The organism is Streptomyces sp. NPDC026394, from assembly GCF_055567735.1.
Genome location: NZ_JBVHPX010000002.1, coordinates 255,760 through 270,104 on the forward strand (window position 1 = coordinate 255,760; position 14,345 = coordinate 270,104).

At 71.7% G+C, this 14,345-nt stretch carries 12 protein-coding genes, 3 tRNA genes and 1 pseudogene; 6 read left to right on the forward strand and 10 right to left on the reverse strand.

What is annotated here, in order from left to right; genetic code table 11:
• Window positions 1–46: 46 nt before the first annotated feature.
• Both ACZ4QV_RS05330 and ACZ4QV_RS05335 read left to right on the forward strand, forming a co-directional pair.
• On the forward strand, window positions 47–1,102 hold the full coding sequence (locus tag ACZ4QV_RS05330) for a helix-turn-helix transcriptional regulator (protein ID WP_361143873.1): 1,056 nt from the start codon (window positions 47–49) through the stop codon (window positions 1,100–1,102).
• Window positions 1,103–1,189: 87 nt separating this feature from the next.
• Window positions 1,190–2,221, forward strand: a complete 1,032-nt coding sequence (locus tag ACZ4QV_RS05335; protein WP_361143875.1) for a rod shape-determining protein — start codon at window positions 1,190–1,192, stop codon at window positions 2,219–2,221.
• A gap of 154 nt (window positions 2,222–2,375) precedes the next feature.
• Here the strand turns inward: ACZ4QV_RS05335 and ACZ4QV_RS05340 are convergent, their stop codons facing one another.
• From ACZ4QV_RS05340 to ACZ4QV_RS05355, 4 genes and pseudogenes are all read right to left on the reverse strand, one after another.
• Entirely contained in the window at window positions 2,376–2,972 is a 597-nt protein-coding gene (locus tag ACZ4QV_RS05340) for a histidine phosphatase family protein (protein WP_361591240.1), read from the reverse strand.
• Window positions 2,965–3,366 (reverse strand): thioredoxin, encoded by a 402-nt coding sequence (gene trxA / locus ACZ4QV_RS05345; RefSeq protein WP_361143880.1) that lies wholly within the window; start codon window positions 3,364–3,366, stop codon window positions 2,965–2,967. Before trxA ends, ACZ4QV_RS05340 begins: the two co-directional genes overlap by 8 nt.
• A 116-nt stretch (window positions 3,367–3,482) precedes the next feature.
• Window positions 3,483–6,314, reverse strand: a complete 2,832-nt coding sequence (locus ACZ4QV_RS05350) for a molybdopterin-dependent oxidoreductase (RefSeq protein WP_467762697.1) — start codon at window positions 6,312–6,314, stop codon at window positions 3,483–3,485.
• A gap of 168 nt (window positions 6,315–6,482) precedes the next feature.
• Window positions 6,483–7,361 (reverse strand): annotated as a pseudogene (locus ACZ4QV_RS05355) (FAD binding domain-containing protein); the annotation flags it as partial.
• A 255-nt stretch (window positions 7,362–7,616) separates the two neighbouring features.
• Between ACZ4QV_RS05355 and ACZ4QV_RS05360 the strand changes: the two are divergent.
• The gene (locus tag ACZ4QV_RS05360) at window positions 7,617–7,976 is read left to right on the forward strand and encodes a PucR family transcriptional regulator (RefSeq protein ID WP_467762606.1); all 360 of its coding nucleotides are present in this window, start codon (window positions 7,617–7,619) and stop codon (window positions 7,974–7,976) included.
• Between the two features lie 87 nt (window positions 7,977–8,063).
• On the opposite strand, the gene ACZ4QV_RS05365 is transcribed toward ACZ4QV_RS05360, so the two are convergent.
• The 3 genes from ACZ4QV_RS05365 to ACZ4QV_RS05375 form a co-directional block, all read right to left on the reverse strand.
• Window positions 8,064–8,489, reverse strand: a complete 426-nt coding sequence (locus tag ACZ4QV_RS05365; RefSeq protein WP_030023067.1) for a hypothetical protein — start codon at window positions 8,487–8,489, stop codon at window positions 8,064–8,066.
• 780 nt (window positions 8,490–9,269) lie between these two features.
• Window positions 9,270–9,812 (reverse strand): hypothetical protein, encoded by a 543-nt coding sequence (locus ACZ4QV_RS05370; protein ID WP_467762607.1) that lies wholly within the window; start codon window positions 9,810–9,812, stop codon window positions 9,270–9,272.
• A 54-nt stretch (window positions 9,813–9,866) separates the two neighbouring features.
• The gene (locus tag ACZ4QV_RS05375) at window positions 9,867–10,688 is read right to left on the reverse strand and encodes a DUF1963 domain-containing protein (protein WP_467762608.1); all 822 of its coding nucleotides are present in this window, start codon (window positions 10,686–10,688) and stop codon (window positions 9,867–9,869) included.
• Between the two features lie 267 nt (window positions 10,689–10,955).
• Between ACZ4QV_RS05375 and ACZ4QV_RS05380 the strand changes: the two genes are divergently transcribed.
• Together ACZ4QV_RS05380 and ACZ4QV_RS05385 are read left to right on the forward strand one after the other, a co-directional pair.
• The gene (locus ACZ4QV_RS05380; protein WP_361143892.1) at window positions 10,956–11,534 is read left to right on the forward strand and encodes a TetR/AcrR family transcriptional regulator; all 579 of its coding nucleotides are present in this window, start codon (window positions 10,956–10,958) and stop codon (window positions 11,532–11,534) included.
• 75 nt (window positions 11,535–11,609) lie between these two features.
• Complete coding sequence (locus ACZ4QV_RS05385; RefSeq protein ID WP_467762609.1) at window positions 11,610–12,488, forward strand: alpha/beta fold hydrolase; 879 nt, start codon at window positions 11,610–11,612, stop codon at window positions 12,486–12,488.
• A 745-nt stretch (window positions 12,489–13,233) separates the two neighbouring features.
• On the opposite strand, the gene ACZ4QV_RS05390 is transcribed toward ACZ4QV_RS05385, so the two are convergent.
• The 3 genes from ACZ4QV_RS05390 to ACZ4QV_RS05400 form a co-directional block, all read right to left on the reverse strand.
• Window positions 13,234–13,310: transfer RNA gene (locus tag ACZ4QV_RS05390), tRNA-Ile, on the reverse strand.
• 180 nt (window positions 13,311–13,490) lie between these two features.
• Window positions 13,491–13,563: transfer RNA gene (locus tag ACZ4QV_RS05395), tRNA-Asn, on the reverse strand.
• A gap of 5 nt (window positions 13,564–13,568) precedes the next feature.
• Window positions 13,569–13,641, reverse strand: a tRNA-Asn gene (locus ACZ4QV_RS05400).
• Between the two features lie 280 nt (window positions 13,642–13,921).
• Between ACZ4QV_RS05400 and ACZ4QV_RS05405 the strand changes: the two genes are divergently transcribed.
• A complete protein-coding gene (locus ACZ4QV_RS05405; RefSeq protein ID WP_125047183.1) occupies window positions 13,922–14,221 on the forward strand; it encodes a YtxH domain-containing protein in 300 nt (99 codons plus the stop codon).
• Window positions 14,222–14,345: the final 124 nt, after the last annotated feature.

Consider the following 14,345-nt stretch of genomic DNA (forward strand, 5'->3'; position numbering starts at 1 on the left):
ACGAAGTAGGTCAGAACATGGCCGCCTTCCGGGGCATCCTGAGACCATGAGCGACACCCCGGCACGTCTCCTGAAGCTGCTCACGCTCCTCCAGACCGGCCGCGAGCGGACCGGCACCGAACTGGCCGAGCGGCTGGGCGTCAGCCCGCGCACGGTCCGCCGCGACATCGACCGGCTGCGCGGCCTCGGCTACCCCGTGGACGCGGCCATCGGCGCCGTCGGCGGCTACCGCCTCGCCTCCGGCACCGCGATGCCGCCGCTCCTCCTGGACGACGAGGAGGCCGTCGCCATCGCCGTGGGCCTGCACGCCGCGGCGGGCGGCACGGTCGCCGACGTGGCGGAGACCTCCGTACGGGCGCTGGCCAAGCTGGAACAGGTGCTGCCCGCCCGGCTACGGGACCGGGTCACCGCCCTCCAAGAGGCCACCGTCCCGCTCTACGGCCTGCTCACCGGCGCTGGCGAGGCCCCGGTCACCGACCCGGCCGTGCTGACCGCGCTCGCCACCGCGTGCCGCCGCAGCGAGCGGGTGCGCTTCGGGTACGCGGCGGCGGACGGCACCCCGAGCAGGCGGCACGCCGAGCCGTACCGCCTGGTCAGCGCGGACCAGCGGTGGTATCTCGTCGCGTACGACCTGGACCGCGCCGACTGGCGTACGTTCCGGGCGGACCGGGTCGACGGCCCGCGGCTCACCGGAGCCCGCTGCGTACCGGACCGCCGGCCGCCCACTCCGGACGCCGCCGCGTTCGTCGCGGAATCCGTCACCAGCCATCGCGCGCGGCACCGGGCACTGGTCACGCTGCACACCACTCTGGAGGACGCGACCGCGCGGCTCCCCGCGGGCACCGGCCTCCTGGAGCCGCTCACCCCGGACTCCTGCCTGCTGCGTACGGGAGGGGACGCGCTGGACTGGCTCGCGTTCCGGCTCGGCCTGCTCGGCGTCCCCTTCGAGGTGCACGAACCGCCGGAACTGATCGCTTACTTGCACGACGTGGGCGGCCGGCTGCTCGCCGCCGCCCGGCGCTCCACGCCTCCACCGGACTCCGGCGCCCAGGCCCTGTCAGCCCCGGCGTCCCCCAACCGGACCTCCTCAACGCGCACCTGACGACCCGTTGGCACACGATGGATCACGAGTGGCCGCCGGCGGCCACTCGGCCCGTACTGCCGAACGCTCCCCGGGGAGGCACCATCCATGACCGCCAGCCTGGCACAGTTGCTCCGTTGCTCGGTCGCCGTCGACCTGGGCGAGGCCCGCACCCGGATGTACGTCAAGAACCAGGGCCTGGCGGTGGACCAGCCGACCGTCGCGGCCGTCAACATCCGCACCGGCGCGCTGATCGCCGTCGGGGACCGCGCGGAGGTGATGGACGGCCGGACGCCGGACCACATCCGCGTCGTGCGTCCGGTCTCCGGCGGCACCGTCGTGGACATCGACATGGCCCAGCGGCTGCTGCGCAACCTGGTCGACGACAAGCTGCGCAAGGCGTGGCGGCGCAGACCCACCATGCGGGCCGCGATCTGCCTGCCGTACGGCAGTGAGCCGCTGGCGCAGCGGGCCGCGGTGGAGACCCTGAACGGGGTCGGTGCCCGCCGGGTGGAGATGGTCGACACGCTGGTCGCCGCGGCGGTCGGCTGCGACCTGCCGGTGGAGCAGCCCGAGGCCACCATGATCGTGGTGTGCGGGGCGGGAACCACGCAGATCGCGGTGCTCTCGCTCGGCTCGATCGTGGCGGCGGAGACCGTCCCGGTGGGCGGCAACGCCATCGACCATGCCGTCGTGCAGCACCTGAGACTCCAGCACAAGCTGCTGCTGCCGGGTCAGTCCGTACGGCCGCTGCACCTGATGCTCTCCAGCAACGGCGACCTGGCGGCGGGCCCGACCGAGGTGCACGGCCGGGACGTGGTCAGCGGGCTGGCCCGTTCGGTCATGGTCGAGACCGAGCCGGTCCAGCGGGCCATCGCCTCACCGCTGACCACCATCCTGGACGGGATCGGATCGGTGCTGCGGCGCTGCCCGCCGGACCTGGTGGCGGACCTGGGCGAGCGCGGCATCATGCTGGCGGGCGGCAGCGCGCTGATCCCCGGCCTCCAGTCGATGATCCGGCAGGCCACGACCATGCCGGTGCACGTCGCGGACCGGCCGGACATCTGCGCGGTGCTGGGGCTGGGCGCCATGATCGAGGGCAAGGTGGAGCCGCTGCACCTCGATCCGATGGCTACCTGAGGGGCGGCCGGTACGTCTGGCCGGCCGAGGAGCCGGCCGGTACGCCTGACCCGGCCGAGGAGCCGGCCGGTACGGCTTGGCCGACCGGGACGCCTGCCCCACCGGGGAACCGGCCGGTCGGTTCCGCCGGACGGCCCGGCCCCGGCCCCGGCCCTCACAGCGTCCGGGTGTTCCACCCCATCACCGCGGGCCGCCCGTGCTCCTCGCCGAGGACGCCCACCGTGCCCGTCTCGAAGGTGAACAGCGCGCCCGCCGACGGCGGCAGGCCCAGCCGACGGGCCGTCAGCACCCGCTGGAAGTGCCCGTGGCCGACCAGCACCACATCGCCGTCCGCCGTGCGCAGCTTTTCCTCGATGCGGGCGAGCACCCGGTCGGCGCGCGCGCCGACCTGCTCGGGCGACTCGCCCGGGTGTTCCGGGGGCCCGGCCGTCACGCCGTCGGTGAACAGGAACCAGTCGGGGCGGGTCCGGTGGATCTCGTCGGTGGAGATGCCCTCGTACCCGCCGTAGTCCCATTCGCTCAGGTCGGCGTCGATCTCCGGGTCCGGCAGGCCGGCCAGCTCGGCGGTGCGCCGGGCCCGCTGCAGCGGGCTGGAGAGCACCGCGCCGATCTTCCGGTCCGCCAGGACCGGCCGCAGGGAGCGGGCCTGCTCCTCACCGCGGGCGGTGAGCGGCAGGTCGGTCCAGCTGGTGTGCTGGCCCGATCTGCTCCACTCCGTCTCGCCGTGGCGGATCAGGAGCAGTTCACTCACCGCTGTTCTGCCCCTCCGGCTGCTGGCCCTCCTGGTTCTGGGCCTCTGCGACGGAGGCGCGGACCTCGTCCATGTCCAGGTTGCGGGCCTGGCCGATGACGTCCTCCAGGGCCTCCTCCGGCAGCGCGCCGGGCTGCGAGAACACCGCGATGTTCTCGCGGACGATCATCACGGTCGGGATCGACTGGATCTGGAAGGCGGCCGCCAGCTCGGGCTGCGCCTCCGTATCGACCTTCGCGTAGACGAGATCGGCGTGCTTCTCGGACGACCGTTCGAAAACCGGGCCGAACTGCTTGCACGGACCGCACCACTCGGCCCAGAAATCGATCAGGACGAAATCGTTGCCGGAGACGATCTCGTCGAAGTTGTCCTTGGTGAGCTCTACCGTGCTCATGCGTACTTCCCTGCTTCCGGTTCCGGTCTCTTTCGGTCCCGCCGCGACAACGGGTTCGTCGCCCGTCCTATTCCGCACGCCGGACCGTCCCGCACCCCTGCCCAGCAAACGCCGACCTATCCATACGAATTTCCACGCCCGTACGGCGGCGCCCCCGGCCCCCCTCGCGACAGCTCCCGCCACACCCGGTCCCGGGCCAGCGGCAGCCGGGTGAAGCGCACCCCGGTGGCGGCGCGGAGCGCGTTGGCCAGGGCCGGCGCGACCGGATTGAAGGGGCTCTCGCTCATCGACTTCGCGCCCGCCGGGCCGATCGTGTCGGACGTCGATGTGAAATACACCTCGGTACGGGGCACGTCGGCGAAGGCCGGCAGCCGGTACTCGCGGAACGCCGCGGTGCACACCGCCCCGCGCCCGTCCAGCCGTACGTCCTCGAAGAGCGCCGCCCCCAGCGCCTGGGCCACCCCGCCCTCGACCTGTCCCCGGCACTGCATGGGATTGATCACGGTGCCCGCGTCCGCCACGTGCACGCTGCGCAGAATGCGGATCTCCCCGCTGTCCGGGTCGACCGCGACGCGGAACCAGTGCGCGTTGAAGGCGACCGTACGCGGCGTCCCGGCGCAGTGGCCGTACCCGGTCAGCGGCCCGTCGCCGCCCCCGCGCGCGGCCCGGTCCCGGATCAGCCCCGCCAAGGACCGCGCCGCGCGCAGCACCGCCTCTCCCCCGACCACGGTCCCGGCCGACCCGAAGGCGCCGGTGTCGTGCCCGACCGCGTCGGTGTCCGCCTGCCGTACGGTGATCCGCGCACTCGTGGTGCCGAGCTCGGCGGCGGCGATCTGGCGCAGTGCGGTGGTGGTCCCGCTGCCGGATTCGATCGATCCGACGGCCAGTTCGTACGCGCCGTCGGCGGTGAGCGTGATCCGGGCCTCGGCGAAGTGCCCGCCCGGCCCGGCCGCGGCGATCATCGACACGGCACTGCCGTGGCCCACCAGCCATCCGGGCGGTACGTCCGGCACGTTCGAGGCGGTCGGCGCGTCGGGCACGTCCAAGACGGCCGGTACGTCGGGCACGTTCGAGGCGGTCCGCGCGTTCAGCAGGTGAGAGGCATCCGGCACGCCCGGCAGGCCGCGCGCACCCGGCGCGTCCGGCTCCACGGACGCGGAAGCCTCCCGCAACCTGCTCAGACACGCGTCCAGCCCGTAACTCCCGATGCGCAGATCGGTCACCCCGTCCATCCCGTCCACCACCGTCTCCAGCACGTCACCGGGCCGCACCACGTTGCGCTCCCGCAGCAGCAGCGGGTCGACGCCCAGCCGACGCGCCAGTTCGTCGAGCGCGCTCTCCAGCGCGAAGACGACCTGCCCGAGCCCGTAGCCGCGGAAGGCACCGGCGGGGACGGTATGGGTATGGACGGCGAAACCGTCCGCCTTCTTGTTCGGGCAGCGGTAGAGGGCGAGGGCGTCACCGCACCCGTGCGCCAGGACGGTGCGGGCGTGGTTGCCGTACGCGCCGGTGTCGGACACCACGTGCAGTTGGAGCGCGGTCAGGGTCCCGTCCCGGCGCGCACCAACCTTGACCCGTACGGTGAACGGGTGCCGCGTCGTCGCGCCGTGGAACTGCTCGGCCCGGGTGAACTCCAGCTTGACCGGACGCCCGGTCCGCAACGCCGCCAGCGCCACGACGTCCTCGACGAGCATCTCCTGCTTCCCGCCGAAAGCACCGCCGACCCGCCCCGCGACGACCCGCACCGCCTCGGGCTGCAGGTCCAGCAGCGAGCAGAGGGAGCGGCGTACGAGGTACGGCACCTGCGTACTGGTACGGACGACCAGCCGCCGGCTGGCCTGGCCGTCACTGCCCTGCGCGCCCGGGGCCGAGGCCGGGGCGGCGGACTCGAAGTACGCGACGGCGCCATGCGTCTCCAGACTCGCGTGCTGCGCCCGCGGCGTGCGGAAGGTCTCCTCGTACACCGCGTCGGCCGCGGCGAACCCGCGCGCCACGTCGCCGGTCTCCCCGTGCACCTCACCCACCACATTGGCCACGTACGGCCCGGCCTCGGACCGCTCTCCCTCCCCTCCGGCGTGCACCACGGGGGCGCCGGGCAGCATCGCCTCCTCCGGGGTGAGGACCGCGGGCAGCACCTCGTACGTCACCTCGACCCGGCGGCAGCCCTCCTCCGCCGCCGCCTCGCTGTCCGCGACCACCGCGGCCACCCGCTGGCCCACATGGCGGACCGTGTCGTCCAGCAGCCGGGTGTCGTGCGGATCGTCCTCGGGGTGCTCGTGCTGAGCGGTGGAGAAGCGGCGGTCAGGAACGTCATGGTGAGTGAAAACCGCGTGCACGCCCGGCACCCGCAGCGCGGCCCGGGTGTCGACGGCGGTGATCCGGGCGTGGGCGTGCGGCGAACGCAGCAGTTTCATGTGCAGGAGGCCGGACAGGGCGCCGGTGTCACGATCGAGGTCGAGGTCGAAGGTGTAGCGGGCCCTGCCGGTGACCACCTCCCGGCCGCCGGGCGCCGGCGCATTGCGGCCGATGGCATCGTCCACACCCGGTTCCTCGATGTGCCGAACGCCCCGTACGGCATCCTCGATGGCCCGATAACCGGTACAGCGGCACAGGTTTCCTTTGAAGGCGCGCGGCAGATCGGAGAGCAGCCCCTCATCGAGCGCGGCAGCCGTCATCACGAACCCCGCGGTGCAGAATCCGCACTGAAACCCCTGCGCCTCCAGAAACTGCCGCTGCACAGGATGCAGCCGCCCGCTCGCCTCACCGTCCGGCCCCACGTCGGCCAGACCTTCGATGGTGGTGACCGACCGCCCGTCGGCACGTACGGCCGGATACACGCAACTGTGCACGGGCTCGCCGTCCACGTGCACCGTGCATGATCCGCAATCCCCGGCGTCACAGCCCTTCTTGACGCCGAGGCAGCCACGCTCGCGCAGGTAGGTGCGCAGGCATTGGCCGGGGCGGGGCGCGGTGCGCGTGGGGGCGCCGTTGACCTCGGCACGGAAGGAAGCGCGGAGGCGCGGACGTACGGACGCGGACGGGTGCGGGAACGGGAACGGGTCAGCCGACCGGAACAGCGCCCGCGAAGGCGCCCCCCGCCCCGGCCGCCCCCTCCTCGGTTCCGCACCCGCCAACTCCTCCCGAATCTCCTCCCCCATCCGATACGTCATGTGCCGCCGCCACTCCGGCATCCCGTGAACGTCGTCGAACCACCCGTCGTCCGGTACGGCCCGCCCGATCGCCGCCCGCAGCTCGGAGGGGGACGGCGGCTCCGGGAACCGCAGCCGCACCGGCCGTACGGTGGCGGCGGTGATCGTCAGGGTGAACGCCCCGTCCACCGGGTCCCGTGTCCCGATCAGCAGCGCGGCGGAGCGCCCGAGCCCGTACAGCGACGTCTGCCGGAACGCCGTACGACGCTCCAGCGCGCGGGCCGGCAACGTGACCGAGCGCAGCAACTCGCCCTCCGCCAGCGCGTTGCGCCCGGGGCCCGTGACGAGGTCCGCCACCGGCAGTCGCCGCGCCGTTCCGTCCACGGCCAGCAGCAGGCAGGTGCCGTCCAGCGCCGCCGTCAGGGAGACCATCGGCGCGGCGGGCAGCGCGAGGCACAGATTCCCGCCGACGGTGGCCGTGTTCCAGATTTTGAACGAGGCCAAAAAGGCACGGCAGCACTGCTCGAAGAGCACCCCCACCGGCAACCAACCGCCACCGCCGCCACCACTGCCACCGAACCGGGACACCTCGGCAACAGTGCACGTCGCCGCGATCTCCAGCGCACCGTCCGGCAACCACCGGAACGGCTCCCAGCCCGTCCGGCTCAGATCCAGCAGCCGCCGCACCCCCGGCTGAGGCTCGGAGAAGAGGTACGTACCGCCACCGAGCCAGGCATCACCCGTCCGCCACCCCAAACGTCCCCTCGCACCCCTGACCTCCCCGCGTTTCTCGACCTCCCCGAGTCCCCCGACCTCCAGAACCTCCCGCACCGTATGCAGATCCATGTCCCGAGTGAAACAAGCACACCCCTCCAGCAGCCGCAGCCACGCACACACCTCCCGCCCCCGCCACCCCGCCCCAGTCCCCGCCACACCTCACGCTCCCGCACCTCCCCCCTTTCTCCCCCACCTCGCATCAGCGCAACTGCACACCCATCTCCCTAGCATTTACGATGCTTTTCCGCGCTCTCGCCTGGTGAGTGCGCACGGCAAGGTCAGGGCCCGAAGCCCGGCGCCCGGACGGTACGAGGAGCACACCCCATGCCGCACACCACCACCCCGCCCATCCCCGGGGGCAGCTCCGCCCCCGCCACCCTCGAACGGCTGCTGTCCGCCGTACCCGCCGACGTCCGCGCCGTCTTCAGCGCCCGCACCCTGCGCCCGCTCCTCCCCGAGCACGACAGGACCGGCACCCTGCTGCACACCCTGGAGGTCTTCCTCCGCCACGACGCCTCGTGGTCCCGTACCGCCGCCGCCCTCCACCTCCACGTCAACACCGTCCGCTACCGCGTCCAGCGCATAGAACACCTCACCGGCCGCGACCTCACCCGCCTCTCCCACCGCCTCGACCTGCACGCCGCCCTGCTGTGCCGCGCGGGGGCGACCGGTGGCGGAGCGTAGTCCGCGGCCCCTGACTCTCCACGCGAAAGGCGGGACGGCAACTGCCGCCCCGCCAGAACCGACCGGAATCGACCGGAATCGACCGGATCAGATGTGCAGCAGATACACGTACTTCCCGCCCGCGCCCGCGTTCAGATCCTTGTCATAACGCTCCCAGGGCTTCGGGGGCTGGTAGTCACGGTTGTCGGTGAGCGCGACGTCCAGCGAGTTGATCGGCGAGCCCTGCTCGGCGTTCCGCGTGTAGGCGGCGTAAATGTACTCGCCACCCGCGCCGGCGTTCAGGTCCTTGTTGAGCTTGCGGTAGCCGTGCGGGGGCTCGTCGCCCTTGGACAGGAAGACGATGTCGGTGATGGGGCCGAACGCGGCGTTGGGCGCGGAGAGCTTGCTGTCGGTCTCGAAGGCGAAGTACAGGTACTGGCCGCCGGAACCGGCGTTCAGATCCTTACTGATCTTCGTCCAGCCCTCGGGCTCCTGCTCGTCCCCTTCGAGGATCATGAGGTTGATGACAGCCATGGCGTCCGTTCCTTTCTCGTCGACGTACGGAGAAGAGGCGGGCTCACGCTATGGCCGCCACCCCTGAACCACATCGGGCGCAACCGGCCAGCGGGACGTTCGAATCGGCATCAGGTCACAGCACTGCTGAGCTGCTGACCATATGGTTCACCCCGCAAACACTCTCGAACACCGGCGCCGCGCAGCACGTGAACCACTGTCCGGTTCCGACGCCGCTCCCCTCTCGCAACACCCTGGCCCCTCTCAGGCACACGGACGGCGCGAAAGCCCCGTCCCGATACGGCCGTGGGCCATGGCTCGCGGCAAATGTTCCGCCGGGGCTTCTCAACCCGCACAAGGCCGGGACGCTTCGCTTGGGCGGGGAGCGATTGTCGGCTAAAGGCTTCAACTGGCCCTGTTCTGTGACGACAGCATCGGCAATGCGTGTTCACTACTGCCTACGGGTAGTAGCGTGATCAGGTCACTTCAGGTCCACCTCGAATGCGCCTTTCAGGCGTAGACGCCGGAGTTTCCAGAAGTACATAAAAGCCCGCGCTCCGCTAGGTAAAGCCACTGGTCGCGGCCTGTGGTCCCCTCGCACGCGGGGGTGGACCCGAGACCCGCGTCGAGGGCGCCACGAGCGCCGTGTGGTCCCCGCGCACGCGGGGGTGGACCCGAAGTGTTGCGTGCCTTGCTGCCTGGCGGGTGGCGGTCCCAGTGGGCGGACTGACGTGGCCGCAGGGAGCAAGCTCCGGGCCGCCGGTACAGCCTGCCGGGCCCGTCCCGGGCGCGGCCTCCGGCTCACTCGCTGCCCACCGCCTCAGCGGCGATGTAGCTCGCGCCATGGTGGGCTGCGGTGGCGGAGGCCAACTCCGGCAACTGAGCGGCGATCTGCGCACGCAACCATGCGGTCTCCTGCGCTCCAGCCGCGTCCTGCGCCTGGGCGTGCTCACCGCGCATCAGGGCCCTGCTCCGCCGCGGACTCCGTTCGGGCCGGTGCTTTCCGCTGTTGCGGACCGCGGACACCGGAAGGGCAAGGGCTGCGCGGACCCCGGCGACGTTCGCCGCCGCTTCCCGGTCCGGCTCCCCCGGCTCCCCGGCCGGCTGGGGAGCCTGCGCGGCGAGCCAGGCCCGGCTGCGGGCACCGAGCAGGTGCTCGGCGACACGCAGGCGTGCTTCCCGGGCGGCGGTGGCAGCGGCCTGCTCGGCCGCTTCGCTGCTGGGATGCAGGTGCCGACGGCGCAGTTGTGCTGCCCAAGCCTGCTCGGTTTCCGCCTCCGCCTCGGGCCGGCGGACCCGCGTCCACAGGGCAGAGAGATCGCCATTTCGGCGGGGCGGCTCCATAGCCGCGAGCTCCTGCGATGAGCGCCGGGGAGCGGGCCGCCCCGCCCCGCGCGGTCAGGCCATTTCGACGTAGCGGTGGGCCCGGTCGAAGCGCCGGGCCGCCAGATCCCGGTGGCGGATCACCCAGTGGGCCACGCCGGAGTCCAGTTCCGTGACGTCGTCACCGCACCTCCAGGTGGCCAGGAGCGCCCAGTCGCCGGCGTCCTCTTCAGGGGCCGTACCGCCCTGCTCGCAGGGGCCGGTCTCCTCGGGCGTACGGGCGTAGTGGACGGGGTCGTTCTGGGGCGAGACGGGATGGCCGCCGATCTGCAGGACCCAGGAAGGGCGGTAGCCGCCCACGTGTGCCCAGGCGTCGCTGAGTTCGTCGGCGAGTTCGAACTGCTCGTCCTCGGGGACGTCGCCCCATCTGTCGAGGGCGAAGCTCTCCGGCATTTGCGCGCTCGGCTGGTGCCAGACCGTGCGCAGTTCACGCGGCCGGTACGGCTCGCGCCGGCTGTGTTCGAGGAAGGTCGGGGTGACAGGGGTCCCGGCGGGGACGTACAGCACCGCGTCGGGTACCTGTCCCTCGATGCCTTGCACATCGGTGCCGGAGAAGAAGAGCAGGTGGCCGTCGGCGGGCAGTGGAAGGCTGGTCGCACCCGGCGGGAGGGCCGCGAGGTCGACGGAGGCCACGAAGGGGTCGGACGGCTTGACCACGCCGTGCGGCAGCAGGGGGTTGCCGCCGACCCGGGCCACCAGGGGGCCGTCACCGCCCTCGGCCAGGTACACCGCCGGCAGGGTGCCACGTATCCACTCCTCCACCTCCTCCGACGCCAAACCTTGGGATATCGCCTCGGCCCGGAAGCGGTTCATTCTGTCCATGCTCGCATCGGTCACCGGGACACCCTAACGGGCCCATGAGCAGGCAGCGACAGGGCACAACGCGCCTGCGGGAAAGGGGCTTTGCGCTCACAGCCGATGGCGACGGCCGCGCAGAGCATCGCATCGCGCACATGGCCTCGACGGCCTGCCCGCCTGCGCCCGCCGCGCGACCCGGCCACCGCCGAGGATGCTGGCGGCCAGTAGCCGTGAGGCCGGCCTGCGAGTGGTCAGGCCGCAGCCTCTTTTCTTGAGCGATCGATCCAGAAAGGCTAGAGTGAGGTCATGGCAAGGACCCGGGAGTTCGACACCGAGGCAGCGGTGAGCCGCGCCATGGAGCTGTTCTGGGCGCGCGGCTACGAGGCGACCTCGGTGCGCGATCTGGCCCAGCATCTGGGCATCGGACAGGGATCCTTGTACGCCGCGTTCGGCGGCAAGGACGGCCTGTACCGGGCCGCGCTGGAGCACTACCGCACCACCCTCGCGGCGGCCGCCCTGCGTGATCTGAAGGAGGAGACGGACGCCCGCGCGGCGATCCGTACGCTGCTGACGGAGCGGATCCGCATCGCCGTCGGTGACGGCGGCCGGGGCTGCCTGGCCGTCAACGCCGTCTGCGAGCGGCTGCCGCCGGACGCGGCGACCCGGCGCACCGTGCGCGACATGCAGGAGGCGAGCCGGGAGGCGCTGGCCGAGGTGCTGCGGGCGGCGAGGGAACGGGGCGAGATCGCGCAGCGGCACGACCCGCACACGGTCGCCGCCTTCCTCGTCACCTTCCTCAACGGCCTGCTGGTCTCCTCGAAGATCACCCCGGACACGCGGGCCCTCGAACCCCTCATCGACGTCGCACTGAGCACTCTCGACTGACGGTCCTCGCGCCCCGTAGGACGTTCGGTTTCCCTGCCTTCATTCTGTAACGCACGCCCAAGAAAGTGGTGTCCCATGATGTACGACCATGACGGAGCGCCCCTGCGCACCGGCCGTGCCGCCGTCAACGGCACGAGCCTGCACTACCGGACCGCCGGGTCCGGCCCCGCGGTCGTGCTGCTGCACGGCGTGCCGAAGACCGGCTACCACTGGCGCCACCTGGTCCCGAAGCTGGCGCCCCACCACACCGTCGTCGTGCCCGACCTGCGCGGTCTCGGCGACTCCGCCCGTCCCGCGGACGGCTACGACTCCGCGACGATGAGCGACGACATCGCCGAGCTGATGGCCCGCCTCGGACACGAGACCTACGCCGTGGTCGGCGAGGACTGGGGCGCGGTGATCGGCTACCAGCTCGCCGCCCGCCACCGCGACCACGTCACCTCCCTCGTCTTCGCCGAAGCCCTCTTCCCCGGCTTCGGCTTCGAGGACCACACCGCCCTCACTCCCGAGAACGTCTCCGGCATGCACCTGTGGCACCTGGGCTTCTACTTCCAGCCCGACGTGCCCGAGATGCTGATCTCCGGGCACGAACGCGAACTGATCACCTACATGATCAAGAACGAGCGCAGCCACCCCGACACCGCCACCCCCGACGCCGTCGAGGAGTACGTACGCTGCTACTCCCTGCCCGGCGGCATCCGCGCCATGCTCGCCGTCTACCGGGCGATGCTCACCGACGCCGAGCAGAACCGCAAGGCCGCCCAGAAGAAGCTCGACATCTCCGTCCTGGCGCTCGGCGGCTCCGCCTTCATCGGCGAGCGCAACGCGGAGCAGGCACGGTTCGTGGCCCACGACGTCACCGGACACGTCTTCGACGCGGGCCACGACCTCGCGGAGGAAGTACCTGACGAGATGGCCGCCGTCGTCCTGCCGTTCCTCGCCGCACACCGGTAGCCGCCGCCCCTCCGCCCGCCAGGGCAAAACCCAGCCCCCCCGACCGCCCCCGCCACCGGACAGACCTCGGAGGACGGGAATCACCCACGCACGCCGGGACCGGCCCTCTTCGCGACCGGCCACCGGGTGGTCCCCGCGCGTGCGGGGCTGTTCCCGGCCCGGGTGACGGCCGCTCGGCGGCCACTTCGTGGTCCCCACCTGCACGGAGCTGATCCGAACGCCACGGAAGGCAGAACCTTCAGAGCACCCTCGCCATCGGCCAACCGGTCGTCGCCGACGCAATGGGAAGACCTGCCGCCACCTGACCGCCGGCCGCCCGGCCTCACCGGCGGCTGCCGGGGCCTCGTCGGTCGAAGCTTTCCTCCGGCGCTGTGCCGTCATCGCGGATGGTGGCCTCGCCGTCTTCCGACGCTTGCCGGGAAGGGCACGGGCGGGGCACGCCGCATCGCCGCCCTCTGATCCGTGACGGTCACGACAGTGCTTCTGGATGCGAGACGGGCAGCACAGGCCCGGGCCGAGCGGCGATCACAACAAGTTCTTGTTCGTCCCGGGTCGGGGCCTTCCCCAACGGCCGTGGGAGCATCAACCACGACTTCCACCCCGGTGCCACTCCAAAACCCCAGGTCACCAGGGGATCAGAGTCCCGACCGGGCCACACAGGCCCGCGTCTGCCTCACCACTCCGAGGCAAACGCCTCACCCAACCGACCGCTCCGACCGCATTTGCGCAGGTCAGAACGATTCTTTGGTGGGGCGGGTGGGACTCGAACCCACGGCCGACGGATTATGAGTCCGCTGCTCTAACCGGCTGAGCTACCGCCCCGATACGGCGCGCCGCGCACATTTGTGCGCGCCGTCTGCCGCAGCATAGCCGCTCATACGATCTGTTGCGCGGGTGGGTCCTCGTTGGGCTGCCATGCCTGTCCAAGAGGACTTCGGACGCCGGGTGTTCGGTTCCCGCGCACAGGAAAGAGGACCCCCGCGGGGGTCCTCTTCCGTCCTGCTCCCCCGACTGGACTCGAACCAGTAACCCTCCGGTTAACAGCCGAATGCTCTGCCAATTGAGCTACAGGGGACCGAGCTCCCCCGACTGGACTCGAACCAGTAACCTGCCGGTTAACAGCCGGCTGCTCTGCCAATTGAGCTACAGGGGAATGCTCTGTGTGCCTCGAATGCACTCCGATCCGGGGCCTCCGGACGGCGCGCGCTCGCTGCTGCACATACATTAGCGCAAGCAGGGGGGTGCTCCGCCAATCGGTATGGCCGAGGGTGGTCCCGGATGATCTTCCGGTCCGCGGGTAGGCGGGCAGCACAGCCCCGCGAGCAGACGGGCAGCGCAGCCCGGCGGGCGCGCGGGTGGGCGGGCAGTACGGCCCGGTGGGCCCCTGCACAGTGCGCGCGAGCGAGACCGACGAGAGGGAAGGTGGAGCGACGATGCGCTACCGGCTGACGTTCATCACGGGACTGGCCATCGGATACGTGCTCGGCAGCAAGGCGGGCCGGGAGCGGTACGAGCAGCTTCGCAAGAGTGCCCGGCGGATCGCGCAGAACCCGGCCGTCCGGAACACCGCGGAGTCCGCCGCGCTCGGCGGCCGCGAGGTGGCCACCAAGGCGTTCGACAAGGTGTCCGCCAAGGTCGGGGACCGGATGCCGGGGCCTGTGGCGGAGCGCATCCGTGCGCTGCGCGAGCAGCGCGGCAGCGGTGAGGACGACTGGGGTACGAGCAACACCTGAACAAAGGATCTGAGCAAGAGGGCGCGCGGGCGGCCGGGACCGGCCGTCCGCGTTCGCCGCCCCTGCCCCGGGGGTGTGAACCTGGCAGCCGCGCCGTCCCGTCCATGGGGCATCATCTGGGGGC

What these genes read in the sequence shown, in the direction of transcription:
- ACZ4QV_RS05330 (WP_361143873.1), top strand. Translation starts at nt 47, where the DNA reads ATGAGCGACACCCCGGCACGTCTCCTGAAGCTGCTCACGCTCCTCCAG.
- ACZ4QV_RS05335 (WP_361143875.1), top strand. Translation starts at nt 1,190, where the DNA reads ATGACCGCCAGCCTGGCACAGTTGCTCCGTTGCTCGGTCGCCGTCGAC.
- trxA (WP_361143880.1), bottom strand. Translation starts at nt 3,366, where the DNA reads ATGAGCACGGTAGAGCTCACCAAGGACAACTTCGACGAGATCGTCTCC.
- ACZ4QV_RS05360 (WP_467762606.1), top strand. Translation starts at nt 7,617, where the DNA reads ATGCCGCACACCACCACCCCGCCCATCCCCGGGGGCAGCTCCGCCCCC.
- ACZ4QV_RS05365 (WP_030023067.1), bottom strand. Translation starts at nt 8,489, where the DNA reads ATGGCTGTCATCAACCTCATGATCCTCGAAGGGGACGAGCAGGAGCCC.
- ACZ4QV_RS05370 (WP_467762607.1), bottom strand. Translation starts at nt 9,812, where the DNA reads ATGGAGCCGCCCCGCCGAAATGGCGATCTCTCTGCCCTGTGGACGCGG.
- ACZ4QV_RS05380 (WP_361143892.1), top strand. Translation starts at nt 10,956, where the DNA reads ATGGCAAGGACCCGGGAGTTCGACACCGAGGCAGCGGTGAGCCGCGCC.
- ACZ4QV_RS05385 (WP_467762609.1), top strand. Translation starts at nt 11,610, where the DNA reads ATGATGTACGACCATGACGGAGCGCCCCTGCGCACCGGCCGTGCCGCC.
- ACZ4QV_RS05405 (WP_125047183.1), top strand. Translation starts at nt 13,922, where the DNA reads ATGCGCTACCGGCTGACGTTCATCACGGGACTGGCCATCGGATACGTG.